We start from the raw sequence: 25,229 nt of genomic DNA, 5'->3' as shown, positions 1-25,229 counted from the left end.
GGACATCGACGACCATGTTTGCCCTGACATTCCTCGGCACCTCGGCGAGCGTTCCCTCCGCGGAACGCAACCATCCGGCCCTGCTGATCGAGGCTGCCGGACAGCGCGTGCTGGTCGATTGCGGCGAGGGCACGCAGCGTCAGTTGCTGCGCAGTGGCGCAGGTTTTCGACGGCTCGACCGCATTCTACTGACGCATGCCCATCTCGATCATGTGCTCGGCATCCCCGGCCTGTTCTCGACGCTGCGTTTGCGGCAGAGCGCCGAGGTGATGATGGTTCATGGTGGCCCATCGACGCTTGATACGGTCATCCAGATGCTGGCCGGCTTGTGGGGCGCGGGCAGGGCGCCGCTCCCAGTGGAGTTCGCCTCGTTGGCCGCAGGACGGTTCGTCGACGCCGGTGATTTCACCATCGACTGCTTTCCGGTCCGCCATCGCGACACCGACAGTTTTGGATTCGTCTTCCAAAGCCCCGCTCGCCGCCACCTTCAGCCGGATCGGCTGGCGGCGCTTGGCGTTCCCGACGGTCGCTTGCGCGGCGAGCTGGCCGCAGGCCGGGCAGTCGTAATCGAGGGCGATCAAACGATCGATCCGGAAGACGTCCTGGGGCCGCGGAGCGGCGGCAGGAAACTCGTCGTGATCGGCGACACCGAAACCACCGAGGGGCTGGCGCAACACGTCGTTGATGCCGACATGCTGGTGATCGAGGCAACGTTCCTCGATCGTGACGCGCCAACCGCGCGGGATTACGGCCATCTCACCGCGGCAGAAGCGGCGTCGTTTGCGGCAGCGAGCAATGTGAAGCAGCTCGTGCTGACCCATATGTCGGGACGCTATGAGGACGAAGAGATTCTCGCGGAGGCGGCGCGGATCTTTCCGAACAGCCGGATCGCCGCCGACTTCGATCACATCGTGATCTAGCCATCGCGACGAGACATCGCCAATCGCCGTCTCGGCCGGCTCTACAGACCGGCGGCAACACCGAGGCGGCCGATGCCCGGCAGCTTGACGGCGGGCCGGCGGATGTCGAGGCCGAGCACGGCGCCGAAGAAGTTGACCTCGAGGCCTTCAACCCATCCGAGGGTCAGGCCGAGATAGCCGAAGAGCGAGGCATAGAAGCCGGTGCGCGAGGCGGTCAGCCCAATCCATTCCCCGGAATAGGGATAATCCTTGCCGATCGCGGTCGGCGGCAGAACCGCGCGAAGTTCCGGCACGGCATCGAGCGCGGCTTGAACGAAGGTGTTTGAATTCGGTCCCGGCCAGGCGCTGTAGTCGCCGTAGGTTCGAAACTTGTAGGTCTCGATCACGGTCCGAATCCTGGGAATGAGGAGCTCGGCCCGCGACCCATCTACGGCGACGACGGTTTCCGGCAGGGCGCCGAACCACCTTCCATCGGGGGCGAAGCCATTGCTCCGGATCGGTTCGCCCCACGCGGTGTAGTCGTATCGGCTGTAGCTGGTCGCATCCTTTTCCTTGACGACGATCCAGGTGTGGACGGCGAAGATGCTTCGCCACCGGACCGTTCGCGCCGCATAAACCCGGATCAGGGCGTCGGGATGGGAAGAAGCCGGCGGCAGCAGGCCTGCGCTGGAACGGTCAGCCGTCTGCCAATTGCCGCGGCCATCTCCAAGCCAATAGTACCGCGCGGCCGATAGGCCGATCGGCACGAACAGGAGCAGGAAGAAAATGAGCACGGCTCTTCGCAAGGCGAGATCGGGTTTCGGAAGGAAGTCTCGAGGATATAGGTCGCGAAAGCTTTTTCACAATGATCTTCGAATGCAGATCGTCAGCTGTGAGGTCGCACGGGACATCCGCGAAGAGATCGCTCAGCTCGTCAATCCCGACTTGATCGCGAGATCCTGCACTTGGCCGGTCAGCTCCATCAGCCGCGGCAGCGCCTGGTCACGGAACGTCGGCATGTCCATGCGCATGGCATCGACCGTGATGCTCAATCCCCCGATCACGAGGCCCTGGGCGTCGAAGATCGGCGTTGCCAGCGTGCGCAGGCCGTAGGCGTTCTCCCCGTCGGAGACGGCGTGGCCTTTCTTCTTCACCTGATCGAGCCGGGCGAGCAGGGCATAGAGATCGGTCAGCGTCCGCTCCGACAGTTTGACGCGAGGGCGCGATTCCAGTCGCTCGATCTGCTCGTCACGCGCCAGATGTGCCAGCATGACATGACCGAGCGCGGCGCTATAGGCGGGAATGCGCGTGCCGGGCCGGCGATCCATCTTGTGGCGGTCGAGGCCCGCGCCGACGCGCGCGAGATAGACCACGTCACCGCCGTCGAGGATGCCGAGCGAAGCCGCATCGCCGACATCGGGCACGAGATCTCGCAGCAACGGCTCGACCATCGGCCTTAGCGATCCGTGCGACAGCACGGTGTAGCCGAGGTCGAGGCAGGCAACGCCGAGGCGGAACCGGCGGCTCTGCGGCACGGCCTGGAGATAGCCGAGCTCGGTCAGGGTCTGGATCAGCCGGAACGCCGTTCCGCGATCGAGATCTGCCCGTGCGGCAATCTCACTCAGGGTGAGCTCGAAGGCTTCGCTGCTGAAGCTCTTGAGCGCGGCAAAGGCCTTGCCGACGGACGCGACGTGATTCTTGGGGTTTTTCGGGGGCGATTCCGATTTGCGCTTCGTGGCCTTCTTTTCGACCTTGGCCATGCTCGAATGCCTTGCCATTGACAGCCACCGCCCTTGACGTGGCGGCAAGCTGATTTTACGACTGGTGCAAGGCAATAACAAATGTTCGCATTCCGAACAACTGATTTGACGATCGGAGGAAGTTTGTCGACACCATCGCTGCACCCTCATGGCGTGTTCTCCGCCGCGCTGACTCCGCTTGACGCCCAGCTCGCCCCCGATCATGCGCGCTTCATCGCGCATTGCCGCTATCTCCTCGATGAGGGCTGCGACGGCATCGCGCTGCTCGGCACGACGGGCGAGGCGAACTCCTTCTCCGCGGCGGAGCGCATGGCACTGCTCGAGGCGGTGGTGGCTGCCGGCATCGCGCCGCAACGTCTTCTGCCGGGCACCGGCGTTGCCGCGTTCAGCGAGACCATCGCCCTGACGCGCCACGCGCTTTCAGTCGGCGTCGACACCGTCGTGATGCTGCCGCCGTTTTATTATAAGGGTGTCACGGACGATGGCGTTTACGCGTCCTATAGCGAAATCGTGCAGCGCATTGGCGATGCCAGGCTCAAGGTCGTGCTCTATCACATCCCGCAGATGTCGGCGCAGCCGATCTCGCATGCGCTGATCGAGCGGCTGCGAACGGCTTATCCGGCAACGTTCGTGGGTATCAAGGATTCCTCCGGCGACTTCGCGAACATGACCGCGATGGTCGAGCGCTTCCCCGGCTTTTCGGTCCTGGTCGGAGCCGATCCACTGCTGCTGCCGCTGCTGCGCAAGGGCGGCGCCGGCTGCATCACGGCGACCTCCAATCTGGTCGCGCGGGACCTTGCTTATGTCTACAAGCATTTTCGCGATAGCGACGACGACGCGGCGCTCAAGACGGCGCAGGCGCGCATCGTGAAAGCGCGCGAGCTGGTCTCGCGCTTCCCGCAGATGGCCTCGCTGAAGACACTGGTGGCAGAGCGCACCGGTCATGCGGGATGGCAGAGCCTGCGACCGCCGCTGGAGTGTTTGCCGCCGGAGCAGGTGAAAGAGCTGCTCGCGAATGCTGCGGCATTCGCAGCCGCTTTGTAGGCGGCGCAACGACAAGGCGATCCGATGTCAGACTCCTTCCAGGAAGCGCTCTCCGGGCTTGCCGCGATCGTCGGCGACAAGCACGTCATTGCGTCCGGGGCTGACCAGGAAGCCTACGTCGTAGACTGGCGCGGGCGTTATCACGGCCGCGCGGTCGCGGTGGTGAAGCCCGGCTCCACCGCCGAGGTCGCCGCCGTCGTCAAATTCTGTGCGGCAAGGCAGCTCGCGATCGTGCCGCAGGGAGGCAACACCGGCATGTGCGGGGCGGCGACGCCGGACGATCGGGCCGGCAATGTGGTGATCCGGCTCGACCGGATGCGCGCCGTCCGCGACGTCAGCCCACTCGCGAACACGATCACAGTGGAAGCCGGCTGCATCCTCGCTGAGGTGCAAAACGCGGCGCGCGACGTCGATCGCTACTTTCCCTTGAGCCTGGGTGCCGAAGGCTCCTGCCAGATCGGCGGCAATATCTCGACGAATGCCGGCGGCACGGCGGTGCTGCGTTACGGTCCGACGCGCGATCTCGTGCTCGGGCTGGAGGTCGTGCTGCCCGACGGGCGAATCTTCAACGGCCTGCGCGCACTGCGCAAGGACAATACCGGCTACGCGCTCAAGCAGCTGTTCATCGGGGCGGAGGGCACGCTCGGCATCATCACCGCGGCGGTGTTGAAGCTGTTCGCGCCGCCGCGCAGCTCGGCGCTGGCGCTGCTGAAACTGCAGGGCGTCGAGCAGGCGCTCGAGATCATGCAGCGCCTGCGCGGCGCGGTCGGCGACCGGCTCGGCAGCCTCGAGATCATGTCGCGCGCGCAGATCGAGGCGATCGCAGAGACCGTGCCCCATGTCACGATCCCCTTCGAGTTGACGACGCCGTGGTATCTGATCGTCGAGCTGACCGACACGCTCGCCGGAGTCGACCTCGACGAGCCGCTGGGCACGGTGCTGGCCGACGCGATGGAAGCGGGGCTCTCCGAAGACGTGATCCTGGCCTCCAACCTGGCGCAGGCGAAGGCGATCTGGGCTGTCCGGCACAGCGTATCCGAAGGCAACAAGCGCAGCGGCTATGTGGTGTCGCATGACAGCGTGGTGCCGCTGGAGCGTCAGGCGGCTTTCGTCAACAATGTCGAAGCCCGTATCAAGGCGGCCGTCCCCCATGCGAACGTCGTGATGCACGGCCATATCGGCGACGGCAACATCCACGTGATCGCCCTGATCGACCGCGCGCGTTGCCAGGACCAGGCGGCGACGGCTGCGCTGGTGGCTGAAATCAACGAGATCGTCGACGACGAGACCGCAGCGCAGGGCGGTGCGATCAGTGCCGAGCACGGCATCGGCGTCACCAATCGCGGCCGGCTCGCCCGTATCGCCGATCCCCTCGACATCGAGCTGATGCGCGATATCAAGAGATTGCTCGATCCGAAGGGCCTGATGAATCCCGGCAAGATCGTTGGTGCGGGAGCGGCATGACCATGACGAGCGTCCGCCTGCTTGCCGACGATCTCACCGGTGCGCTCGACACCGCGGCAGAGTTCGTCGGCCTGTGCGGACCGTTCGACGTCCTCTGGTCGGATCCGTTTACGCCGCTGGAGTCCGGAAGCCTGGCGATCGATAGCGGCACCCGTGAGCGCTCGAAGGCCGAGAGCGTAGAAATCGTTGGGCGGCTGGCGTCCCACCTTCAGGGCGGGACGATCGCCTACAAGAAGGTCGATAGCCTCCTTCGGGGCGCGTGGGCGGCTGAGCTTGGCGCCTGTCTGCGCAGCGGCCATTGGACCTCCTGCGTGGTCGCGCCGGCGTTCGATTATCAGGGACGCCGCACCGTCGGTGGCCAGCAATTCGCCCGCACCGTGCATGGCGATTGGCACAGGGTCGGCGACAATTTGCTGGATCAATTGCGGCAGGACGGCATCGAGGCACGCCAGGGGACGCCCGACACGCTCGCGCAAGGCGGCGTTCAGGTGTTCGATGCCGAGAGCGACCTCGACCTCGATCGCGTCGTCGAAATCGTGCGGCGCATGCCGGGGCCCGTGTTGTGGTGTGGGAGCGGCGGCTTGGCCGGTGCGCTTGCCCGCGGTCAAGGCGCCGCTGCGTCCTCGCAACTGAAGCGGCCGGTGCTGGGGCTGTTTGGCTCCGACCAGGCTGCCACCGCATCCCAGCTGGCTGCATGTGGTCACGCCACCATCGCGCTGGCCGAGGGGGAGGGCAACGCGGGCGTTCGGCGCAAGCTGGCCGACGAGGGCGTGGCGCTGGTGAAATTCGCCCTCGCCGACGGCTTGATGCGGGCCGAGGCGGCGCGGCGGATCGCGCACGAGATGACGGGGCTGATCGCGGCACTCGAACCGCCGGGCACGCTGGTTGTTGCCGGTGGGGAAACCCTGAAGGCCGCTTGCGTTGCCCTTGGCGCGCATGCGCTCGAGGTGACAGGACGTATCGTGCCGGGATTGCCGCGCTCGATCTTGCAAGGCGGCCGCTGGGCCGGCGTCGATGTCATCTCGAAGTCCGGTGCATTCGGCCCCAGCGAGCTGTGGCGCGACCTGCTTCGGGATAATCATTTGCTCAGCAAGGGAAGTCCGACATGACCTCTCGTCATCTAGCCATCACCATGGGCGATCCCGCCGGGATCGGGCCGGAGATCATCGTCAAGGCCTGCGTCGGGCTTAAGGACCGGATCGCGAAAGGCGATCTGCGGATGCTGATCATCGGCAGCGGCGCGGCGCTCGATGGCGCTAAAGCCGCACTTGGTGCCGGCATTGCGATTCCCGAAGTGCGCGCCGAGGATCGCGACTGGCCAAACCTCTGCTTCCTCCAGGCCGACATCGAGGGCGATCCGATCAAGCCGGGCGTGCTCAGCGCTGATGGCGGCCGCTTTGCCTACAAGGCGATCGAGCAGGGTGTGCGGCTGACGCAGGCGGGCCGGACCGCGGCGATCGTCACGGCGCCGCTCAACAAGGAAGCGCTCAACAGGGCCGGCTATCACTTCCCGGGTCATACCGAGATGCTGGCGCATCTCACCGGCGTGCGCGGCTCGGTGATGCTGCTGGCCCATGGCAACATGCGCGTCAGCCATGTCTCGACCCATGTGGCGCTCGAGGACGTGCCGAAGCGTCTGACGCCGGAGCGGCTGCGCATGGTCATCGACCTCACCAACGATGCCCTGCTGCGGCTCGGCATTGCCAAGCCGAAGATCGCGGTTGCCGCGCTCAATCCACACGCCGGCGAGGGCGGCCTGTTCGGCCGGCAGGACATCGACGTGTCAGCGCCGACGATTGCAAAAGCCGTCGCCGACGGTCTCGACGTCGTCGGCCCCGTGCCCGGCGATACCATTTTCGTCAAGCTGCGCGCCGGCCAGTACGATGCGGCGGTCGCGATGTATCACGACCAGGGGCACATCCCCGTCAAGCTGCTCGGTTTCCAGGTCGATCCGGCAACCGGCCGCTGGCAGGAGCTCTCCGGCGTCAACATCACGCTGGGCCTGCCGATCATCCGCACCTCCGTCGATCACGGCACCGCCTTCGACATCGCCGGCCAGGGCATCGCCAACGAGCACAGCCTGATCGAGGCCATCGACTATGCCGAGCGGCTCGCCGCTGGCGTTTCTGCATCCAAATCATGAGTTCGAACGCACGATGACCAACGCCTTCACGCCCATTGAAATCCAGCGTCCCACCATCCTCGAGTTCGGCAACGGCACGATCGGCGCGGCAGCGCGCTTCGCCGAGCGGATCGGTGCCAGGCGGCCGCTGGTGATCTCCGATCCGTTCAACGCACGCCGCGTCGACATGCTGGCGCTGCCGGGTGCGGTGAAGGTGTTCGGTGACGTCAAGCCCGAGCCCGACCTGCCCAATCTCGAGAAGGCGGTGGCGATGGCGAAGGACGTCAACCCCGATCTCCTGGTCGGCTTCGGCGGCGGCAGCGCGATGGATCTCGCCAAGCTGGTCGCGGTGATGTGCACGAGCGACGTGCCCTTTGCCGATATCGTCGGGCCGGAGAAGGTGGCCGGCCGCAGCGTCGCGCTGATGCAGATTCCGACGACGTCGGGCACCGGCAGCGAGGCCGGCACCCGCGCGCTCGTGACCGATCCCGTCAGCCAGAACAAGCAGGCAGTGCAGAGCCGCTTCATGCTGGCCGACATCGCCATCGTCGATCCGGATCTGACGATGACCGTGCCGAAAGAGGTCACCGCGGCAACCGGGGTCGACGCGCTGGCGCATTGCGTCGAGGCCTATACCAGCCGCAAGGCGCATCCGACGATCGACCTCTACGCGCTCGAAGGCGCGCGGCTGGTCGGCCGCTATCTCGAGCGCGCGGTGGCAGATGGCGGCGATCGCGAGGCGCGCGCCGGCCTTTCCCTGGCCTCGCTCTACGGCGGCTATTGCCTGGGACCGGTGAACACGACCGCCGGCCACGCCGTGGCGTATCCGCTCGGCACCCGTCACCACGTGGCGCATGGCCTCGCCTGCGCGGCGATCTTCCCGCATACGCTGGCCTTCAACATGCCGGCGGTGGAAGCGAAGACGATCGCGGTGCTCCAGGCGCTCGGACTGCCGGAGAAGGGCGATCCAAAGCTCGCATTCGACGCGACCTACGGGTTCTGCAAGAATCTCGGCATCGAGATGCGGCTGTCCGCGCTCGGCGTGCCCCGGGACGATCTCGGCGTGATGGCCGACGAGGCGCACGCCATTCGCCGCCTGCTCGACAACAATCCGCGCGACCTCGGCCGGGATGCGATCCTGAACATGTACGAGGTCGCGTTCTAACAGTCTTCGCCGCTCGCGCGCGGCAGCCAATCAACAACACGGAAAACAGAGGAAACGTCTATGAGATCGATCTGGCTTGTCCTTGCCTCAGCCTTGGTGCTGGCGGCCTCACCCGCAAAGGCGCAGGACGGCTATCCGTCCAAGCAGGTGACGGTGGTCGTTCCCTTCGCCGCCGGCGGCACCGCGGATATCTTCGCGCGGATGGTCTCCAACCATTTGCAGGCGAAGTTCGGCAAGCCTTTCGTGGTCGAGAATGTCGGCGGTGCCGGCTCGATCCTCGGCGTGACGCGGGTGGCGAAATCGGCGCCTGACGGCATCACGCTCGGCCTTGCCAGCACGTCCGCGCTTGCGATCAACCCGTCGCTCTACGGGCCGAAGCTCAGCTACCAGCCGGACAAGGACCTGGTGCCGGTCGCCCAGATCAGCGTCGTGCCCAACGTTCTCGTCGTCAATCCCAACAAGATCAAGGCGCGTACCGTGCCGGAGCTGATCGCCTATCTGAAGGCGAATCCGGACAAGGTCTCGTTCGGCTCGGCCGGTGTCGGCACCTCGCAGCATCTTGCCAGCGAGCTGTTCCAGCAGATGACCGGCACCAAGATGGTGCACGTGCCCTACAAAGGCTCCAGCCAGATGCTGACGGACCTGCTCAGCGGCCAGATCGATCTCGCCTTCGACAACGTTCCGCTGCTGCTGCCGCAGGTGAAGACCGGCCAGCTCGCGCTGCTCGCGACGGCAACGCCGAAGCGCGCCGCCTTCGATCCCGAAGCTCCGGCCGTTGCCGAATTCCTGCCCGGCTTCGAGGCGGTGGCCTGGCACGGTTTCATTGTGCCCGCGGGCACGCCCAAGCCGATCGTCGAAAAGCTCTCGGCCGAGATCCGCGCCTTCATGCAGCAACCGGAGACGGTGCAGAAGATGGCCGAGCTCGGTGCCACCGCTGTCGCCGTGGATTCCGAACCGTTCGCGGCCTACATCAACGCTGAGACGGCGCGCTGGAAGAAGGTGATCGAGGCCGCCAACATCAAGCTGGAGTAGGGCGGTACGCGATGAGAGAAGCCGGCCGCCGCATGCCCGAGAACGGCGGCCGCTTGTTCAACGCCGGTCGCCGGTCTAAGTTCGCATCAGCCAACGGGTGCGGGGCTGATGGGGACTGTTCGTTTTCTGCTGGCGGCGATCGTCGTTGGATTTCATTGCCAATTTGGCGTCATTCACCAGACAATCGGAGGTTTGGCCGCTGTAGAAGTCTTCTACATCATCAGCGGCTTTTACATGGCCGCCGCCTATGAGCGGCACTATCCCGGACGGCCTGCTGCATTCTTCGCCAGCCGCTTCGCGAGGCTTTATCCGTTCTACCTCGCTGTCCTTGCAGCTACGTTCGCGCTACATCTGTGGAATCCGGCGAACGAGAGCGGCATCTTCAATTCCCTCAGAACGGATGAGCGGCCCTATGTGATCAACCTGTCGCTGCTGGGTCTCGATCTCTATTCGGCCATGCACAGCACCACGTATCTCCTGGTTCCGCAGGCCTGGTCGATCAGTGCGGAGATCGTCTTCTACGCGCTGCTGCCTGCCTTGCTTCTCCTGAATAGAAAATGGCTCGCCGGGTTGGTGGTCGCTGCCTTCGCGATCAAGATGACCATTCTGCACGTCTACGAATGGAAATGGGCTTACTTCCCGTTTTACAGCCAGATCGGCTATTTCGGCACCGGCGTTGTGCTCTTCTCGTTGCGAGATCGCCTGACATGGTCGACGCGTGCGGGCTACTGGCTCGCGGCCCTGTACTGCCTCTATCTCCTCGGCGACGTCTATGCCGACGTCGACTATCACGGGGGCATCGTTCAGGGCGTACCGCTGGTTATCGCAACCTGCATCGTGATTCCGACGCTTTTCTCAAGAATCAACGGACCGCTGTCGACCGCGTTGGGCGACGCCTCCTATGGCGTCTATCTCTCGCATTTTCTCTTCATCCAGATCGCGATCAATCTGCAGTTCTTTGATCCGATCACGCTGACCAATCCACACATTGTGAGCCATTGGCGAATTCTGTTTCAAACCCTGGGCATCCTGCTCGCATCCACGGTCGTTGCGCCCGCCTTCGAGTTCACGCTGCAGCGATGGATCGATCGGGCGCGCCGGTCGCTGTTCTACAATCGCAGAGGGCCGCAGGATTCCTTCGGGAAGAGTTGAGACAGTCGGTCTTGTCGGTGCGAACGCAGCGAGAACAAGCCGACGATGTTCACAGAGGGGCTGGACCGCGAAGGTCAGCGCGGCTATATGAGCGGCCTGCGAGCCGCTGATTTGCGAAACTGTCAGCCGCGCTCGCAGAACTTCCGAAGAAAGCTTAGTGATTTCAAGCGCTTCGGTGGGGAATGGTGTAACGGTAGCACAACAGACTCTGACTCTGTTTGTCTTGGTTCGAATCCAGGTTCCCCAGCCAGTTCCAGGCACGCCCAAAGGTCAAGATCTCAAGGCCCCTCGGTGACGGTGACCGTCCACGGGCCGCGCCGCCGGTCGCGACCGTTTGCCTCATCTGAAATCGCACTTCCCCGGTCGGATCGCCGTTCTCTGCATCGTCCTTGGGTCACACAACTCAAGGAGATCCCTGATGCCCTATGTCGATGGTTTCGTTCTGGCTGTGCCGAAGGACAAGATCGAGGCCTACAAGACGCTGTCGACGACCGCCTGCGCGCTCTGGATGGAGCACGGCGCGCTCGATTATGTCGAATGCGTCGCTGACGATGTCCCCTATGGCGAGCTCACCTCGTTTCCGCGCGCGGTGATGGCGAAGGAGGACGAGGTCGTGGTGTTCGCCTGGATCGTCTACCGCGACCGGGAGACCCGCGATGCCGTCAACAAGAAGGTGATGGCGGACCCGCGGCTGAAGATGGAGGGCATGCCGTTCGACGGCAAGCGCATGATCTATGGCGGCTTCACGACATTGCTCAGGGCGAGCGACGTCGTCAGCTGAGAGGCGGGGGAGAAAGCCTATCTCGGAGGTGCGCGGTCGACTTCGGCCTGCAACAGCGGGCAGCCGGCGAGCCGCGCCTCCATCACCGAATACACGCTGCTGATCGACACGGCTGCTGCACGTCACCGTCACCATGCACAATGACCAGCGGCTCGACGGCGACGCGCAGATGGCGCGGCAGTAACGGGGACTTGCGTTACTTGATCTTGTCGTAGGCGGCCGCGAAATCGCCCAGCGGCATCGGGATCGCGATCGTCTCCTTGGCCATGTTCTGGAAGGAGACCTTGAGCTGCTTGCCCGACCGCAAGGCGGCAAGCAGGTCCGGCGCGATCGGCGCCGAGGCGTAGCAGCCGCGGTTCTCGCAGGTCTGGATCTGCAAATCGACCGTCTTGCCCTCGTCGACCTGGAGCTTGGCGCCGATGGGAAGGTTGAGGCCGAGCGGCAATTGCAGCAGCGCCACCGGCGTGCGGGTGTCGGGCGCGATGCGGATGTTGATCAAAACGATGGTCTGGCCGGTCTTGGTCAGCACCGCGTTCTGCTCCATCGCGCATTCGAGCGGCGCGTCGCGGCTGACGCTGGTGCAACGCACGATCCAGCCGGGCTGTTGTGCCGGCGCGCCGTCAGCCTGTGGCTGCGTCGGAGCCGGCGCGGGCTGTGCCGCCGGAGCGGGGGCGTTCTTCTTGGCCTGTTGGGCATACGCGGCGCCCAAGGGCAACAGGACAGCTGCGGCGAGGGCGACAAGTCTGGATTGCATGAGCATGGCGAGACCGCGTTGGCGTGAACCGGGGGCCTCGCTGTAGCGTCGCCGGAAGCGCCGTGCAAGCCGCTACTCGGCGGCTTCCTTAACGGTGCCGTGCTCGACCGTCTCGCCGCCTTCGCCGTCACCCGAACGGCCCCAGCCCGAGAACCAGTTGTTGAGCTCGTCGAGATAGAGATAGACCACCGGCGTGGTGAACAGCGTCAGCGCCTGGCTGACGATCAGGCCGCCGACCATGGCGTAGCCGAGCGGCTGGCGGATCTCGGCGCCGGTGCCGTGGCCGAGCATCAGCGGCACGCCGCCGAGCAGCGCGGCCATCGTCGTCATCATGATCGGGCGGAAGCGGAGCAGGGCGGCCTGGCGGATCGATTCCGCCGGCGTCTTGTGCTCGTCGCGTTCGGCGGCGATGGCGAAGTCGACCATCATGATGCCGTTCTTCTTCACGATGCCGATCAGGAGAATGATTCCGATCAAGGCAATGAGGCTGAAGTCGAATCCGGCCGCCATCAGGATCAGAAGCGCGCCGACGCCTGCCGAGGGCAGGGTCGACAGAATCGTGATCGGATGGATGTAGCTCTCGTAGAGGATGCCGAGGATCAGGTAGACCACGACGAGCGCGGCAAGGATCAGCAGCGGCACGGTGCCGAGCGATTGCTGGAACGCCTGCGCGGTGCCCTGGAAGCTCGAGTTCAGCGTCGGCGGCGCGCCGAGATCTGCCATCGCCTTCTGCACGGCTTCCGTCGCCTGACCGAGCGCGACGCCCTGGCCGAGGTTGAAGCTGATGGTGATCGCCGGGAACTGGCCCTGGTGGCTGATCGAGAGCGGGCGGACCGGATCGGTGGTCCAGGTCGCGAACGTCGATAGCGGCACCTGGTCGCCCGTCAGCGGCGACTTCAGATAGAGCTTGTTCAGGCTGTCGAGATTGCCCTGCATCTCCGGCAGGATCTCCAGGATCACCTTGTAGGTGTTGAGCTGGGTGAAATACTGCGTGATCTGCCGTTGTCCGAAGGCGTCATACAGCGTGTCGTCGATCAGCTGCGGCTGGATGCCGTAGCGCGCGGCGGTGTCGCGGTTGATCTTGAGCTGGACCGTGGTGCCCTGGGTCTGCTGGTCGGTCGCGACGTCGCGCAGCTCCGGCAGCGTCTGCATCTTGGCGAGGATTTTGGGCGCCCATTCGTTGAGCTCGTCCAGATTGGCGTCCTGCAGCGTGAATTCGAACTGCGTACGCGTCGGCCGTCCGCCGAGGCGCACGTCCTGGGCTGCCTGCATGTAGACGCGGGCGCCCTCGACCTTGTCGAACTGGGGACGCAGTCGCGCGATGATCTGCTGAGCCGAGGCATCGCGCTTGTCGCGAGCCTTCAGCGTGATGAATATGTTGCCGTTGTTGCCGGCGCGGCCGCTGCCGCCGATCGACATGGCGACGCTGGCGACATCGGGATCGGCGAGGATGATCTTGCCGAGCTGTTCCTGACGCCGGGTCATCTCCTTGAACGAAATGTCCTGCGAGGCTTCCGAAGTCGCCGTGATCAGGCCGACATCCTGCTGCGGGAAGAAACCCTTCGGGATCAGGACGAACAAATAGATCGACAGTCCGAGCGTGGCGAAGAAGATCGCCAGCGTGGTGCGCCGCCAGGCGAGGGCATGGTCGAGAACGTATTCGTAGCCGCGCAGCATCGCGTCGAAGGCGCGCTCGCTCCATTGATAGAACCGGCCGTGGCGCACCTCGCCATGGGCGCGCAGGAAGCGCGAGGCCATCATCGGCGTCAGGGTCAGCGACACGAACATCGAGACGAAGATGGTCATCGCCAGCACGACGGCGAATTCGCGGAACAGGCGCCCGATGATGCCGCCCATCAAGAGCAGCGGAATCAGCACTGCGACCAGCGAGATGCTGATCGACACGATGGTGAAACCGATTTCCTTCGAGCCGCGGAAGGCCGCCGCCATCGGCGATTCGCCTTCCTCGATGTAGCGCGTGATGTTCTCGAGCATCACGATGGCATCGTCGACGACGAATCCGACCGCGATGGTGAGTGCCATCAGCGATAGATTGTCGAGGGAATAGCCGACGACCCACATCAGCGCGCAGGCGCCGAGCAGCGCCAGCGGAACCGTGATGGCCGGAATGACGGTGGCCCAGAAGCTGCGCAGGAAGATGAAGATGACCATGACCACGAGGGCGATGGTCAGCAGCAGCGTGAACTGGACGTCCTCGACGGCGGCGCGGATGGTCGTTGTGCGGTCGCTGATGAGCTCGATCTTGATGGCGGGTGGGATCGCGGCCACGAGGCGAGGCAGGGTGGCCTTGATCCGATCGACGGTCTCGATGACGTTGGCGCCCGGCTGCTTGAATATCACCAGGAACACGCCACGCTTGCCGTTGGCCCAGGCCGCCTGCTTGGCGTCTTCAGCGGCGCTGACCGCCTGGCCGATGTCGCGGATTCGCAACGGAGCGCCGTTGCGATAGGCGATGATGACGTCGTTCCAGTCCTTCGCGTGCGTGAGCTGGTCGTTGGCGTAGATCGTGTAGGCGCGCTTCTCGCCGTCGATATTGCCCTTCGGACTGTCGACCGTGGTGATCGCGATCTGGCTGCGTACGTCCTCCATCGACAGGCCCTTGGCGACCAGCTTCGCGGGATCGACCTGGACGCGGATGGAGGGTTTTTGCTGGCCGCCGATGAAGACCTGGGCGACGCCGGAGAGCTGGCTGATCTGCTGGGCGAGCTGGGCGTCGACCGCGTCGCTGACGCTGGTCAGAGGCAACGTCTCCGATGTCGCAGAGAGCAGCAGGATCGGCGCATCAGCCGGGTTGACCTTGCGGTACGTCGGCGGCGACGGCAGGTTCTTCGGCAGCTGGCCGCTGGCGGCGTTGATGGCGCCCTGCACGTCATTGGCAGCGCCATCGATGCTGCGGTTGAGATCGAACTGGATGGTGATCGACGCGGTGCCCAGATAGCTCGTCGAGGTCATCTGCGCGATGCCGGGAATCTGGGCGAACTGGCGCTCCAGCGGCTGCGCCACCGACGAAGCCATCGTCTCGGGACTGCCGCCCGGCAAATTGGCGGTGATCTGGATGGTCGGGAAGTCGACCTGCGGCAGCGGTGCGACCGGGAGCAGGGGATAGGCGACGAGACCGACGAAGAGGATGCCGGCCATCAGCAGCGAGGTGCCGATGGGATAACGGATGAAAGGTGCCGAAATCCCGCCCTCGGTCATTCCTGTCGTACCTTGTTCTGGGCCGGGTTCGAACTCGCCACCGTCGTCGAGACGAGGCTTCCGGGCTGCACCTTGAACTGGCCGCCGGTGATCACCTGCTGACCGGCGCTCAGCCCTTCTTCGATGACCGAATGTCCGTCGATGGCGTAGCTGACCTTGACCTTGTGCACCTCGGCCTTGTTGTCCTGATTGACGGTATAGGCGTAGAGGCCGTTGGTCGAATGCTGGACCGCGTCATCCGGAACCACGGTCGCATCCTTCAGCGTCCGCACCAGAAGCCGCGTCGAGACCGACTGACCCGGCCACAGCGTGTGGTCCTTGTTGTCGAACACCGCCTTGAGCCGGATCGTTCCGCTGCTGGTGTCGACCTGGTTGTTGATGACCGCAAGCTTGCCCTCGGCCAGCGTCTTCTTGCCGTCGGTGGTGAAGGCGATCACCTTGAGCGCGCCGCTCTTCTGCCCTTCGGTGATATAGGGCAGCTGGTCTTCCGGTGCGGTGAAGATCACGGAGATCGGCTCGACCTGCGAGATCGTGACGATGCCCGTCTGCGTCGAGGCGTTGACGATGTTGCCGATGTCGACCTGGCGCAGGCCGGCGACGCCGGTGATCGGCGCCTTGACCTGGGTGTAGTCGAGCTGGGTCTGGGCGTTGGCGATCGCGGCTTCGTCGGCGGCGATCTGGGCGGTGAGCTGGGCGACGGTCGAGCGCTGGGTGTCGACCCGCTGGGCGGTGGCGAATTCGCCGAGCTTCATGGCGCGCTGAAGCTCGAGATTGGCGTTGGCCAGACTAGCCTCGTCCTGCGCCTTCTTGGCCTTGGCCTGGTCGAGCGTGGCTTGATAGGGACGGGGATCGATCGAGACCAGAAGCTCGCCCTGCTGGACGATCTGGCCTTCGCGGAAGGCGAGCTTGTCGATCTGGCCATCCACGCGGGTGCGGACTTGCACCGTGTTGAACCCCTGAACCGTGCCCAGACCGGTCAGATAGACTGGGAAATCGACCTTCTGGACCGGGGCAACGCTGACGGGGACGGCGGGCGGGCGGGGCGGACCCTTCTGGGCGGTCTGGGCTTTTCCAGCCTGGGAGGCACCGAATTTCTGCCAACCATAGTAACCCGCGGAGGCCACGGCCGCGATGATCAGAATCCAGAGGATCGGCCGGGACTTTTTCATATCGTCTCGTGTCGGCTCTTGTGCCCTCGGCTACGAATTATGGGGCAATCGTAGGGTTCCATAAGCGTTTGTATAATACACGCCAAGTTCCAGTGTAAACAGCACTATCAGTTGAGAATCCTAAACAATTGGAAAGCTTTGCACCGTCTGGGCAGTGGTCTGGCACGGCGGTGTGCAGTGCTGCATTTTCCCGGCAGACGCGATCGGCGGGCAAACCTCAAGCAGCACTCCCAGACGGTGTGCTCGGGCCGAATGGTGCGGGCCGAGCCGCCAGTCGGTATCGGTAACAAGAATGGTTCTAAGTCGGGCGGAAGCCGTTTTGGTTGTCAGGAATTTCGGCATCGTCCATATCGGCGCCGCCACAAAGGGAGCGCAGGATGGACGAGCTGAACGGCAAGCTGATCGCGTGTCAGATTCTGATCACGGGATTGATCGCGCGTGTCGCCAATGAGCAGCGCGATCCCTTGCACTTCCTCACCGACTTCCGGGACGAGATCAAAGCCGTCGTGAACGGAGTCAACATCGTCGGCATGGAGAGCACCGATCGCGTGCGCGCCGTCGCGCTGAAAACCGTCGACGAATTGTTTTCGCTGATGAAGCCACCGAGCAGCGATTGATGCTGTGAGCGAAACCGCCGATTGCACAGCATGCGGCGCTGTTTCTTAGAACGAGTCCAATCTCAGTTTAGAACGATTTCAAACTCTAGTTTAGAATCGTTTTGATCTGGATTGATTCAAGGGTTCTTGCGAGGCGCTCGCATTGACCCGCTATTTTGTGGTCGATACCAACACTCATCGTTCGTCGAAGTGAATGAGCGAACAGGAAGATGGGGCGTTTGGTAATGGGGCAGGTGGTCGCACCGAAGTCGTTGCGTTCGGTCGCAGCATTCGGTCTGGTGGATGAAAAGTTCGCAGGCGTTTCCGGCAAGAAGGTCTCCGCAGTTGCGAGCTTGATCGCGGTGGCGTCGGTGTCGAGCGGCGCGCAGGCGCAGCAGTCGAACCTGCCGCCGGTGACGGTCGATGCTCCCGTCGAACGTCCGCGTCCAACGTCGTCGAAGCCCTCGCCGGAGCAGGTCCGCGCCCGCAATGCGATTCGCCGCGCCGCGCAGCGCGAGCAGGCGGCTCAGCAGACGGCGCCGACCACACCGTCAGGCGCTCCCGACGGCAATCCCTATGCGGATCCGGCCGCGCCCTACAAGGTCGACCACGTCCAGGCCAGCGGCAAGTTTCCCGAGAAGATGCTGAACACGCCCAAGTCGATCACGGTGCTCAGCAAGGAAGTGCTCGAGGACAAGAACGCGACGACGCTGAAGGAGATCGGGCGCTCGACCGCGGGCGTGACGCTGGGCTCGGGCGAGGGCGGCAACGCGTTCGGCGACCGTTTCTTCATCCGCGGCTTCGATGCGCGCAACGACGTGTTCATCGACGGCATCCGCGATCCCGCCGTGTCCATCCGCGAGAACTTCTTCACCGAGCAGATCGAGATTCTGCGCGGTCCCGCGTCCTCCTATGCCGGCCGCGGCACCGCCGGCGGCGCCATCAACATCGTCACCAAGCAGGCGGGCGATCGCAATTTCCAGCGCATGGATACCGAGTTCGGGACCGACTACACAAAGCGCGTCACGCTCGACGTCAACCAGGTCATCGATCCCACCTTCTCGGTGCGCACGGGCGGCCTGTTCCAGGACGCCAACGTCGCCGGCCGCAATTATGTGACCGACAATCGCTGGGGCTCCTTCATCTCGACCAAGTACACCCCGACGAGCGACATCAAGATCACCACGAACTACGTCCACACCGACCTCAGCGGTCTGCCGGATTTCGGCGTGCCATATTACAGGCAGGGCAATGTGCCGGTGACCTCGGCCGGCATTCCGCGCGGCAACTGGTACGGCTTCCTCAATCGCGACTTCCAGACGGCGCGGCAGGATTTCGGCACCGGCACGATCGAGTACAAGGTCAACGAGGCCATCACGCTGACCAGCAAGGTGCGCGGCGAGCATTCGGTGCTCAACTATATCGGCACGCTGCCGCAGAACCCGATTACGACCAGCCCCAATCCGATGCTCTGGACCACGACGGCGAGCGCGCAGAGCCGCTATCAGAACGTGGACGTGTGGACCAATCAGAACGAGGCGACGTTCAAGCTCGACACCGGCGGGGTCAAGCACACCGCGGTGTTCGGCGTCGAATATTCGAACGAGAACATCTCGATCGACCGCTACGCCGGCCTCGCCTCGGAACTGGCGGGAAGCCCCTTCACGAGCACCGGTGCGGTCACGGGGGTCAATCTCTACTCCCCGCAATACACCAACATTCCCTTCGGCATTCCGGGGCTCGTCGGAAATCCGACGCGCTATGGCGTCAACACCAGCAGCGTGTACGTCATGGACACCGCGAACTGGCAGGACACGATCATCGTCAACGGCGGTATCCGCTACGACGGCTACAGCCAGAGCGCGTCGACGAACTCGGCCTACCTCAAGCAGAACAACGATCTCGTCAATTACAACGTTGGCGCGGTCTACAAGCCGATGTCGATCGGCAGCGTCTACGCAGCCTACGCGACCTCGGCCAATCCGTTCGGCTCGGAGCTTGACGCGACCGGCACCGACTACGGCGGCGTTCCCGCCAACTCGACCATCCTGCTCGGACCCGAGCGCAACAAGGCGATCGAGGTCGGTACCAAATGGGAGCTTGCCGATCGCCATCTGCTGGTGACCGGCGCGCTGTTCCAGACCACCAAGGACAACGCGCGCGAGACCGTCAACGGCCTGCTCACCTCGGGCGCGGCCTACAGGATCCAGGGCATCGACATCGAAGCCGAGGGTAAGATCACCGATCGCTGGAGCATCTTCGGCGGCCTGGTGTTGATGCAGTCCAAGGTCACGCAGAGCGGCGTTGCCTCGAACATCGGCCTGCAGCTTGCCAATATCGCCCATCAGTCGTTCAGCATGCTGACCAAATACAAGTTCGACGACGGCTGGGAGCTTGGCGGACAGGCGGTATATCGCTCGAAGGTCTATGGCGGCACGTTCGCGGCCAACACCAACGAGCTGCCGAGCTATTGGCGCTTCGACGCGTTCGTCGAGAAGAAGATCGACAAGAACTGGACCATGAAGTTCTACGCCCAGAACCTGACCAACAAGCTGTATTACGACTCGTTCTATCGCAGCGCCGTGCCGTTCGTGGCGGTCGCGCCGGGCCGGGCCTTCTACATCGTCACGACGGCGAAGTTCTGATCATGTTGACGTGTCTGCCTGGCGTTCTCAGCAAGGATGATGTGGCGGATTTCCGCCGCATCATGGACGCCAGCGCATGGGAGGACGGCCGGTCCACCGCCGGCGCGCAGTCGGCGATGGTCAAGCGCAACGAGCAATTGCCGCCCGATAGCGAGGTCGCGCGAAAACTCGGCAACCACATCATCTCTGCGCTGACGTCGAACCCGCGCTTCATCGCGGCGGCAATTCCGCTCCAGATCTTCCCGCCGCTGTTCAACCGCTATGCGGCGGATAGCGGCCACCATTTCGGCCTGCATGTCGACAATGCGATCCGCGGCGACCGTCTGACCGGCCTTCGCATCCGCACGGACCTGTCGGTGACGCTGTTTCTCGCCGAGCCGGAAGAGTACGACGGTGGCGAACTTGTGATCGAGGACACTTACGGCTCGCACGAAGTCAAGTTGCCAGCCGGCGACTGCGTGCTCTATCCCTCGACCAGCCTCCACCTCGTCACGCCGGTGACCAGGGGAACACGGGTTGCGTCTTTCTTCTGGCTTCAGAGCATGATACGGGACGATCAAGCCCGGAGCATGATCTTCGACCTCGATACCGCGATTCAGGCGCTGGTGGACCGGCTCGGGCGTGACGATCCCGAAACGGTCAAATTGACGGGTATCTATCACAACCTCATTCGCTACTGGGCCGAAGTATGAAGACCATGACCTCTAGAGCAAGCCTTGCCGCAGCTTTGATGCTGGCGGCCGCCGGGCTCGCATCCCCCGTTTCGGCCCAGACACAACCCCCCTCGGCACCGGCGCAGTCGACGGCTCAGCCGGCCCCGGCCGGTCCGGCTCCGGCGGCGCCCGCGGCCACCACGCCTGCGGTCCCGGCGCCTTCGGCTTCGACGGCAGCCACCCCGGTTGCTCCGACGGTGCCCTCCGCGGCCGCCGTTTCGACCACCGCCAAGCCTGATGCCAAGCCTGATGCCAAATCCGATGCGGCGGCTGGCATCGCGCCGGCGATGAAGGAATTGTCACCCTGGGTGATGTTCATGTCGGCGGACGTCATCGTGAAGGCGGTGATGATCGGGCTCGCCTTCGCATCGCTGATGACCTGGACCGTCTTCATTGCCAAGTCGATCGAGCTGTCGGTCGCATCCTCCAAGCTTCGTTCGGCGCTGAAGAAGGTTGCGGAGACGCGCTCCCTCGCCGAAGCGCAGATGGCGCTCGGAGCCAAGGAGGGCATCCTGCCGTCGTTCCTGGCGGCGGCGCTGCGCGAGGCGCGGATGTCGGCCGGCCTGTCCAGCGACGCCGGCATCAAGGAGCGCGCGGCCTCCAGCTTTTCCGAGATCGTGCGCGCCGAGGCGCGGCGGATCCGCATCGGCATGGGCGTGCTCGCGACCATCGGCTCGACCTCGCCCTTCGTCGGCCTGTTCGGCACGGTCTGGGGCATCATGAACAGCTTCATCGGCATCTCGAAGTCGCAGACCACGAACCTCGCGGTCGTCGCGCCCGGCATCGCCGAGGCGCTGCTCGCCACCGCGATCGGCCTCGTCGCCGCGATCCCGGCCGTCATCATCTACAACCACTTCTCGCGCGTGACGAAGGGCTATCTCGAGCTCGTCAGCCGCGCCTCGGGTGCCGCGGGGCGGCTGCTCTCGCGTGATCTCGACCGCAGCCACGGCAGCGTGCATTCGCGCGCAGCGGAGTGAGCCATGGGCGTTTCGCTCGCAGACAACGATGACGACGACGATTTTTCGGAAACGCATGACATCAACGTCACGCCGTTCATCGACGTCATCCTGGTGCTGCTGATCATCTTCATGGTCGCAGCTCCGCTCTCCACGGTCGACCTGCCGATCGATCTGCCGACGTCGAGCGCGACGCCGCAGAAGAAACCGGACAAGCCGACCTATCTCAGCATCAAGCCCGATCTGACGCTCGCCCTCGGGGAGAATCCGGTTCACCGGGCCGAGCTGATCGGGACGCTCGACGGACTGTCCGACATGAGCAAGGACAAGTACGTCTTCCTGCGCGCCGATCGTTCGGTGCCGTACGGGGAGTTGATGGGCGTCATGGAGCTCCTGCGCTCAGGCGGCTATACGCGGGTGAAACTGGTGGCGCTGGAAGGCGCGCCGGGAGCGCCTGCGGCAGGCGCCGCTCAGCCTTAGAGGCCCGCTATGTCGGACGAACACAGACCATCCCGGAAGCTCTGGATCCTGGCGGCGGTGGCCGCGCTCGTGCTCCATCTCGGTGGTGCTGCGCTCGCGCTGGCTCATTTGCGCGCTGACGACGACGGCGACGGCCTGGGTGCGAACGGTGCGGAATTCGCCGTGGAGATGGCATCGCCCAAGGCGCCCGAAACCGATCTGCCGCCCGGGCCCGACAGCGAAGCGATGCAGGAGCAGCAGGCGCTTCCCGAGCAGAAGGCCGAGACCAAGGAGACGGAGCTTCCAAAGGACCAGTCGCAGCAGGTCGAGGATCCCGACCGCGTCGTGACCGAGAACAACGCGAAGAAGCCGACCGAAGACGATCCGAAAATTCAGGCGGTCGAAACGCCGGCCGCCGAAGCCTCGCCGAAATCGGTTGCGACGGCACGGCAGACGCTCGAGGAGGACGCGCGCGAGGCCGAGAAGGCGCTGGCGCCCGTCATCGGCATCGGCAAGGACATCCTGAAGCTGACCGCCGACTGGAACCGCAAGATCAGCGCGCATTTGTCGCTGCACAAGATCAATCCGGAAGGCAAGCAGCCCAATAACCAGAAGGTCAAGGTGAGCTTCGCGATCAACCGGAAGGGCAACGTGCTGTCGGTGGATGTGGTGGAGTCATCCGGGGATTCAGCCTACGACGCGGCCGCGGTCTCGATCGTCCGCAAGTCGGATCCGATCCCGCAGCCGCCTGCCGGGCTGACCGAGGACCGGTTCGAGCGGACCGTCGATATCATCTTCACGCCGGCCGACGCGAAAAAGAAGAAGACCGCTCAGCGCCAGTAGAGCCGGATGCCGACATAGACGACGACCAGGCAGGCGAAGATCAGCGCCACCGGGAGTGGCCGTTTCTGGGTTCCAGCTGTCGCCCCAGCCCCGAAAAAGCTGGTCGTCTTTGGCTTCGGCGCCGGACGGCGGAAAGCGGTAACATTGTCCGCCGCTGCTTCAGGCGGGCGAGGGCGGACGTCGGGTGCGGCTCCCGCGCCGCCCATCTCGGCATAATAGGCCTTGTAGATCGCACCGATGGTCGCCTCGGTGGCCTCGCCCTCGCTCATCTGCGCCAGCAGGTTCTGGTAGCTCGCCAGAAACTCCTGGGCCTCCGGCGGGAGCGCGGACGCCCCATTGAGCTTGGCCATCATCTTCCAGGTGGCCAAATCGGCGCGGGCGCGGGTGTCCGCGCGTCGCGCGATCAGCATATCGGCAGCTTTGACCAAGTCGGCCTCTGGCCCTTCGGCTTAAAGTTCGGGTGGCTGTTCAACTACGCATTGCCGGTCAGGAGGAGAACAGCCTGAATCACATAACCGGTCAACGTTCGCAGTATTGCTGAAATAACATCAAGATTTAGACCGAACTGGGAACCTGCAAGGGGCAGCAGGATCAACAGGCCGATCAGGATCAGCATCCCGAACGGCTCGAGCCGGGCCAGCGGCATGGCGAGCGGGCGGGGCAACAGCCCGACCGCGACGCGCCCGCCATCGAGCGGCGGGATCGGCATCATGTTGAAGACCGCGAGGATGGCGTTGATGATGAGCGCATTCTTGAGGTTGTCGGCGACCCATTTCGCCGAGCCTGCGGGGACAAGGGGCAGGGCGTGGAAGGTGAGGGCCACTGCAAGCGCCAGCAGGATGTTGGTGACAGGCCCGGCCAATGCCACCCAGACCATGTCCAGTTTGGGGTTGTTCAGCTTGCGGAAGTTGACCGGTACCGGCTTGGCGTAGCCGAACAGGAACGGCGAGTGCGCGAACAGCAGCATCGCCGGCAGGATCACGGTGCCGAACGGGTCAATGTGGCGCAGCGGGTTGAAGCTGACGCGGCCGAGCTGCGAGGCGGTGTCGTCCCCGAGCCGGTCCGCGACGAAAGCGTGCGCAGCCTCGTGGAAGGTGATGGCGAGCACGAGGGGAAGCACCCATACCGACAGATCATAAAAGGAAATGTTCACGGCTCGTCCGTCCCGGTTTGCCTGCGGCCTTGCGGCCGTCCCGGCCAACCGGCGGTACAGCAACGCTTCGGCTCAACATAGGAGGGGCGGTCCCGAAATGCCACGCTGCAAAGGGGGCGCCGGCAGCACGCCGCCGTGCCATCGTGCAATCAGGCCGGAATCGTCCCCGGATATTGCACCAGGCCGTCGTCGAGCTTCAGCCAGGCGGGCTTTTCCGAGACCCAGATGTGCTCGGTCGGCGCGAAGGCATTGCGATCGTCGAAAACGGAGAGGGACACGCCCGCGAGCGTGCCGTTACGGCGCCAGGCGAACAGGCGCGTGCCGCAGCGCTTGCAGAACACGCGGTCGATCGCCTCGGACGACGCATAGCGCTCCGTCTCGCCTTCGACGCTCAGCGCGCGCTGGTCGAACTGCGCGCGGGCGAAGAAGGGCGAGCCCATCGCCTTCTGACAGAGGCGGCAATGGCAGACGCGAACGTTGAGCGGCTCGCCTTCCGCCTTGAACCGCACCGCGCCGCACAGGCATCCACCTTCCCGGATCATGCTGTCCTCAATAGGTTGCGCGTCCGCCCGAGATGTCGAACACCGCGCCGGTCGAGAACGCGCAGTCCTCGGATGCGAGCCAGGCCACCATCGCGGCGAGCTCTTCGACCAGCACGAAGCGCCCCTTCGGGATCTTCGACAGCATGAAGTCGATGTGCTGCTGCGTCATCTGGTCGAAGATCGCGGTCTTGGCCGCGGCCGGCGTCACCGCATTGACGAGGATGTCATGCGCGGCGAGCTCCTTGCCGAGCGACTTCGTCAGCGCGATCAGGCCGGCCTTGGACGCCGAATAGTGCGAGGCGTTCGGGTTGCCTTCCTTGCCGGCGATCGAGGCGATGTTCACGATCCGCCCGTATTTCTGCTTGAGCATCGCGGGCACGATGGCCTTGCAGACGATGAAGGGACCATCGAGGTTGATGCGTAGGACCTTCCGCCATTCCTCGAGGTCGGTCTCCCAGACCGGCTTGTTCACGCCGGCGATGCCGGCATTGTTGACGAGGATGTCGATCTTGCCGAATGCGGCGAGCGTCGCATCGCGCGCCTGCTCGACGGCCGCGGTGTCGGTGACGTCGACCTTGAAGACGCGGACGTTGTCGCCGATCTCCTTCGCCGTCTTCTCAGCGAGCGCGGCGTCGAAATCCCAGATCGCGACCTTGGCGCCGGAGGCGGCAAGGCGCTCGGTGATGGCGCGGCCAAAGCCCTGCGCGCCACCGGTGACGATGGCGACGCGGCCGTCGAGATCGATCTTGTTCATGCCGGGT

At 64.4% G+C, this 25,229-nt stretch carries 24 protein-coding genes and 1 tRNA gene; 16 read left to right on the top strand and 9 right to left on the bottom strand.

Annotation, left to right across the window (positions count from 1 at the left end; translation table 11 throughout):
* Positions 1 to 14: 14 nt before the first annotated feature.
* The gene (gene rnz, locus GDN70_RS23745) at positions 15 to 920 is read left to right on the top strand and encodes a ribonuclease Z (RefSeq protein WP_152103109.1); all 906 of its coding nucleotides are present in this window, start codon (positions 15 to 17) and stop codon (positions 918 to 920) included.
* Positions 921 to 961: 41 nt separating this feature from the next.
* Here rnz and GDN70_RS23740 read toward each other — a convergent pair whose 3' ends face one another.
* Together GDN70_RS23740 and GDN70_RS23735 are read right to left on the bottom strand one after the other, a co-directional pair.
* A complete protein-coding gene (locus GDN70_RS23740; RefSeq protein WP_038970937.1) occupies positions 962 to 1,693 on the bottom strand; it encodes a DUF3750 domain-containing protein in 732 nt (243 codons plus the stop codon).
* 132 nt (positions 1,694 to 1,825) lie between these two features.
* Positions 1,826 to 2,659 (bottom strand): IclR family transcriptional regulator, encoded by an 834-nt coding sequence (locus tag GDN70_RS23735; RefSeq protein ID WP_152103108.1) that lies wholly within the window; start codon positions 2,657 to 2,659, stop codon positions 1,826 to 1,828.
* A gap of 123 nt (positions 2,660 to 2,782) precedes the next feature.
* On the opposite strand from GDN70_RS23735, the gene GDN70_RS23730 reads away from it, so the two are divergent.
* The 9 genes from GDN70_RS23730 to GDN70_RS23690 all read left to right on the top strand — a co-directional run bounded on the left by GDN70_RS23730 (position 2,783) and on the right by GDN70_RS23690 (position 11,419).
* Positions 2,783 to 3,703, top strand: a complete 921-nt coding sequence (locus GDN70_RS23730; protein WP_038970935.1) for a dihydrodipicolinate synthase family protein — start codon at positions 2,783 to 2,785, stop codon at positions 3,701 to 3,703.
* 24 nt (positions 3,704 to 3,727) lie between these two features.
* Positions 3,728 to 5,167, top strand: coding sequence for an FAD-binding oxidoreductase (locus GDN70_RS23725; protein WP_152103107.1), 1,440 nt, complete (start codon positions 3,728 to 3,730; stop codon positions 5,165 to 5,167).
* A gap of 2 nt (positions 5,168 to 5,169) precedes the next feature.
* Positions 5,170 to 6,276, top strand: coding sequence for a four-carbon acid sugar kinase family protein (locus GDN70_RS23720; RefSeq protein ID WP_152103728.1), 1,107 nt, complete (start codon positions 5,170 to 5,172; stop codon positions 6,274 to 6,276).
* Positions 6,273 to 7,310, top strand: coding sequence for a 4-hydroxythreonine-4-phosphate dehydrogenase PdxA (gene pdxA, locus GDN70_RS23715; protein WP_152103106.1), 1,038 nt, complete (start codon positions 6,273 to 6,275; stop codon positions 7,308 to 7,310). The genes GDN70_RS23720 and pdxA overlap by 4 nt, the downstream gene beginning before the upstream one ends.
* On the top strand, positions 7,267 to 8,454 hold the full coding sequence (locus GDN70_RS23710) for an iron-containing alcohol dehydrogenase (RefSeq protein WP_152103105.1): 1,188 nt from the start codon (positions 7,267 to 7,269) through the stop codon (positions 8,452 to 8,454). The genes pdxA and GDN70_RS23710 overlap by 44 nt, the downstream gene beginning before the upstream one ends.
* A gap of 60 nt (positions 8,455 to 8,514) precedes the next feature.
* A complete protein-coding gene (locus tag GDN70_RS23705) occupies positions 8,515 to 9,486 on the top strand; it encodes a tripartite tricarboxylate transporter substrate binding protein (RefSeq protein WP_038970931.1) in 972 nt (323 codons plus the stop codon).
* A 108-nt stretch (positions 9,487 to 9,594) separates the two neighbouring features.
* Positions 9,595 to 10,638: an acyltransferase gene (locus GDN70_RS23700; RefSeq protein ID WP_152103104.1), complete on the top strand. Its 1,044-nt coding sequence runs from the start codon at positions 9,595 to 9,597 to the stop codon at positions 10,636 to 10,638.
* A 176-nt stretch (positions 10,639 to 10,814) separates the two neighbouring features.
* A tRNA-Gln gene (locus GDN70_RS23695) sits at positions 10,815 to 10,888 on the top strand.
* A 168-nt stretch (positions 10,889 to 11,056) separates the two neighbouring features.
* Positions 11,057 to 11,419: a DUF1428 domain-containing protein gene (locus tag GDN70_RS23690; protein ID WP_038946399.1), complete on the top strand. Its 363-nt coding sequence runs from the start codon at positions 11,057 to 11,059 to the stop codon at positions 11,417 to 11,419.
* 196 nt (positions 11,420 to 11,615) lie between these two features.
* On the opposite strand, the gene GDN70_RS23685 is transcribed toward GDN70_RS23690, so the two are convergent.
* The 3 genes from GDN70_RS23685 to GDN70_RS23675 form a co-directional block, all read right to left on the bottom strand.
* On the bottom strand, positions 11,616 to 12,179 hold the full coding sequence (locus GDN70_RS23685) for an invasion associated locus B family protein (protein ID WP_028145177.1): 564 nt from the start codon (positions 12,177 to 12,179) through the stop codon (positions 11,616 to 11,618).
* 66 nt (positions 12,180 to 12,245) lie between these two features.
* Positions 12,246 to 15,392: a multidrug efflux RND transporter permease subunit gene (locus GDN70_RS23680; protein WP_028145176.1), complete on the bottom strand. Its 3,147-nt coding sequence runs from the start codon at positions 15,390 to 15,392 to the stop codon at positions 12,246 to 12,248.
* Positions 15,389 to 16,561, bottom strand: a complete 1,173-nt coding sequence (locus tag GDN70_RS23675) for an efflux RND transporter periplasmic adaptor subunit (RefSeq protein WP_152103103.1) — start codon at positions 16,559 to 16,561, stop codon at positions 15,389 to 15,391. Before GDN70_RS23675 ends, GDN70_RS23680 begins: the two co-directional genes overlap by 4 nt.
* A 377-nt stretch (positions 16,562 to 16,938) precedes the next feature.
* On the opposite strand from GDN70_RS23675, the gene GDN70_RS23670 reads away from it, so the two are divergent.
* The 6 genes from GDN70_RS23670 (at position 16,939) to GDN70_RS23645 (ending at position 22,773) form a co-directional block, all read left to right on the top strand.
* On the top strand, positions 16,939 to 17,178 hold the full coding sequence (locus GDN70_RS23670; RefSeq protein ID WP_152103102.1) for a hypothetical protein: 240 nt from the start codon (positions 16,939 to 16,941) through the stop codon (positions 17,176 to 17,178).
* Positions 17,179 to 17,402: 224 nt separating this feature from the next.
* Positions 17,403 to 19,802 carry a TonB-dependent siderophore receptor gene (locus GDN70_RS23665; protein WP_095425902.1) on the top strand — a complete coding sequence of 800 codons (2,400 nt, stop codon included), beginning with the start codon at positions 17,403 to 17,405 and terminating at the stop codon, positions 19,800 to 19,802.
* 2 nt (positions 19,803 to 19,804) lie between these two features.
* Entirely contained in the window at positions 19,805 to 20,494 is a 690-nt protein-coding gene (locus GDN70_RS23660) for a Fe2+-dependent dioxygenase (protein WP_095425903.1), read from the top strand.
* On the top strand, positions 20,491 to 21,492 hold the full coding sequence (gene exbB / locus GDN70_RS23655) for a tonB-system energizer ExbB (RefSeq protein ID WP_152103101.1): 1,002 nt from the start codon (positions 20,491 to 20,493) through the stop codon (positions 21,490 to 21,492). Before GDN70_RS23660 ends, exbB begins: the two co-directional genes overlap by 4 nt.
* Before the next feature lie 3 nt (positions 21,493 to 21,495).
* A complete protein-coding gene (gene exbD, locus GDN70_RS23650; RefSeq protein ID WP_028145171.1) occupies positions 21,496 to 21,951 on the top strand; it encodes a TonB system transport protein ExbD in 456 nt (151 codons plus the stop codon).
* A 9-nt stretch (positions 21,952 to 21,960) separates the two neighbouring features.
* A complete protein-coding gene (locus GDN70_RS23645; protein ID WP_028145170.1) occupies positions 21,961 to 22,773 on the top strand; it encodes an energy transducer TonB in 813 nt (270 codons plus the stop codon).
* Here GDN70_RS23645 and GDN70_RS23640 read toward each other — a convergent pair.
* From GDN70_RS23640 to GDN70_RS23625, 4 genes are all read right to left on the bottom strand, one after another.
* Positions 22,761 to 23,183: a hypothetical protein gene (locus GDN70_RS23640; RefSeq protein ID WP_152103727.1), complete on the bottom strand. Its 423-nt coding sequence runs from the start codon at positions 23,181 to 23,183 to the stop codon at positions 22,761 to 22,763. The genes GDN70_RS23645 and GDN70_RS23640 overlap by 13 nt on opposite strands.
* Before the next feature lie 62 nt (positions 23,184 to 23,245).
* A complete protein-coding gene (locus tag GDN70_RS23635) occupies positions 23,246 to 23,926 on the bottom strand; it encodes a site-2 protease family protein (protein WP_152103100.1) in 681 nt (226 codons plus the stop codon).
* A 149-nt stretch (positions 23,927 to 24,075) separates the two neighbouring features.
* A complete protein-coding gene (locus tag GDN70_RS23630) occupies positions 24,076 to 24,468 on the bottom strand; it encodes a GFA family protein (RefSeq protein ID WP_028145167.1) in 393 nt (130 codons plus the stop codon).
* A 7-nt stretch (positions 24,469 to 24,475) separates the two neighbouring features.
* On the bottom strand, positions 24,476 to 25,222 hold the full coding sequence (locus GDN70_RS23625; RefSeq protein ID WP_028145166.1) for an SDR family NAD(P)-dependent oxidoreductase: 747 nt from the start codon (positions 25,220 to 25,222) through the stop codon (positions 24,476 to 24,478).
* Positions 25,223 to 25,229 lie beyond the last annotated feature (7 nt).

The sequence above is a fragment of the Bradyrhizobium sp. TM102 genome (assembly GCF_009176685.1).
Taxonomy (GTDB): Bacteria; Pseudomonadota; Alphaproteobacteria; order Rhizobiales; family Xanthobacteraceae; genus Bradyrhizobium; species Bradyrhizobium ottawaense.
The sequence above is the reverse complement of the archived record's forward strand: the minus strand, read 5'-3'. Positions and strand labels throughout refer to the sequence as shown.

Bases quoted from the DNA above. Each gene is read 5' to 3' on its own strand.
- rnz (WP_152103109.1), top strand. From the start codon at position 15: ATGTTTGCCCTGACATTCCTCGGCACCTCGGCGAGCGTTCCCTCCGCG.
- GDN70_RS23735 (WP_152103108.1), bottom strand. From the start codon at position 2,659: ATGGCCAAGGTCGAAAAGAAGGCCACGAAGCGCAAATCGGAATCGCCC.
- GDN70_RS23725 (WP_152103107.1), top strand. From the start codon at position 3,728: ATGTCAGACTCCTTCCAGGAAGCGCTCTCCGGGCTTGCCGCGATCGTC.
- GDN70_RS23720 (WP_152103728.1), top strand. From the start codon at position 5,170: ATGACGAGCGTCCGCCTGCTTGCCGACGATCTCACCGGTGCGCTCGAC.
- pdxA (WP_152103106.1), top strand. From the start codon at position 6,273: ATGACCTCTCGTCATCTAGCCATCACCATGGGCGATCCCGCCGGGATC.
- GDN70_RS23710 (WP_152103105.1), top strand. From the start codon at position 7,267: ATGCCGAGCGGCTCGCCGCTGGCGTTTCTGCATCCAAATCATGAGTTC.
- GDN70_RS23705 (WP_038970931.1), top strand. From the start codon at position 8,515: ATGAGATCGATCTGGCTTGTCCTTGCCTCAGCCTTGGTGCTGGCGGCC.
- GDN70_RS23700 (WP_152103104.1), top strand. From the start codon at position 9,595: ATGGGGACTGTTCGTTTTCTGCTGGCGGCGATCGTCGTTGGATTTCAT.
- GDN70_RS23690 (WP_038946399.1), top strand. From the start codon at position 11,057: ATGCCCTATGTCGATGGTTTCGTTCTGGCTGTGCCGAAGGACAAGATC.
- GDN70_RS23685 (WP_028145177.1), bottom strand. From the start codon at position 12,179: ATGCTCATGCAATCCAGACTTGTCGCCCTCGCCGCAGCTGTCCTGTTG.
- GDN70_RS23680 (WP_028145176.1), bottom strand. From the start codon at position 15,392: ATGACCGAGGGCGGGATTTCGGCACCTTTCATCCGTTATCCCATCGGC.
- GDN70_RS23675 (WP_152103103.1), bottom strand. From the start codon at position 16,561: ATGAAAAAGTCCCGGCCGATCCTCTGGATTCTGATCATCGCGGCCGTG.
- GDN70_RS23670 (WP_152103102.1), top strand. From the start codon at position 16,939: ATGGACGAGCTGAACGGCAAGCTGATCGCGTGTCAGATTCTGATCACG.
- GDN70_RS23665 (WP_095425902.1), top strand. From the start codon at position 17,403: ATGGGGCAGGTGGTCGCACCGAAGTCGTTGCGTTCGGTCGCAGCATTC.
- GDN70_RS23660 (WP_095425903.1), top strand. From the start codon at position 19,805: ATGTTGACGTGTCTGCCTGGCGTTCTCAGCAAGGATGATGTGGCGGAT.
- exbB (WP_152103101.1), top strand. From the start codon at position 20,491: ATGAAGACCATGACCTCTAGAGCAAGCCTTGCCGCAGCTTTGATGCTG.
- exbD (WP_028145171.1), top strand. From the start codon at position 21,496: ATGGGCGTTTCGCTCGCAGACAACGATGACGACGACGATTTTTCGGAA.
- GDN70_RS23645 (WP_028145170.1), top strand. From the start codon at position 21,961: ATGTCGGACGAACACAGACCATCCCGGAAGCTCTGGATCCTGGCGGCG.
- GDN70_RS23640 (WP_152103727.1), bottom strand. From the start codon at position 23,183: ATGCTGATCGCGCGACGCGCGGACACCCGCGCCCGCGCCGATTTGGCC.
- GDN70_RS23630 (WP_028145167.1), bottom strand. From the start codon at position 24,468: ATGATCCGGGAAGGTGGATGCCTGTGCGGCGCGGTGCGGTTCAAGGCG.
- GDN70_RS23625 (WP_028145166.1), bottom strand. From the start codon at position 25,222: ATGAACAAGATCGATCTCGACGGCCGCGTCGCCATCGTCACCGGTGGC.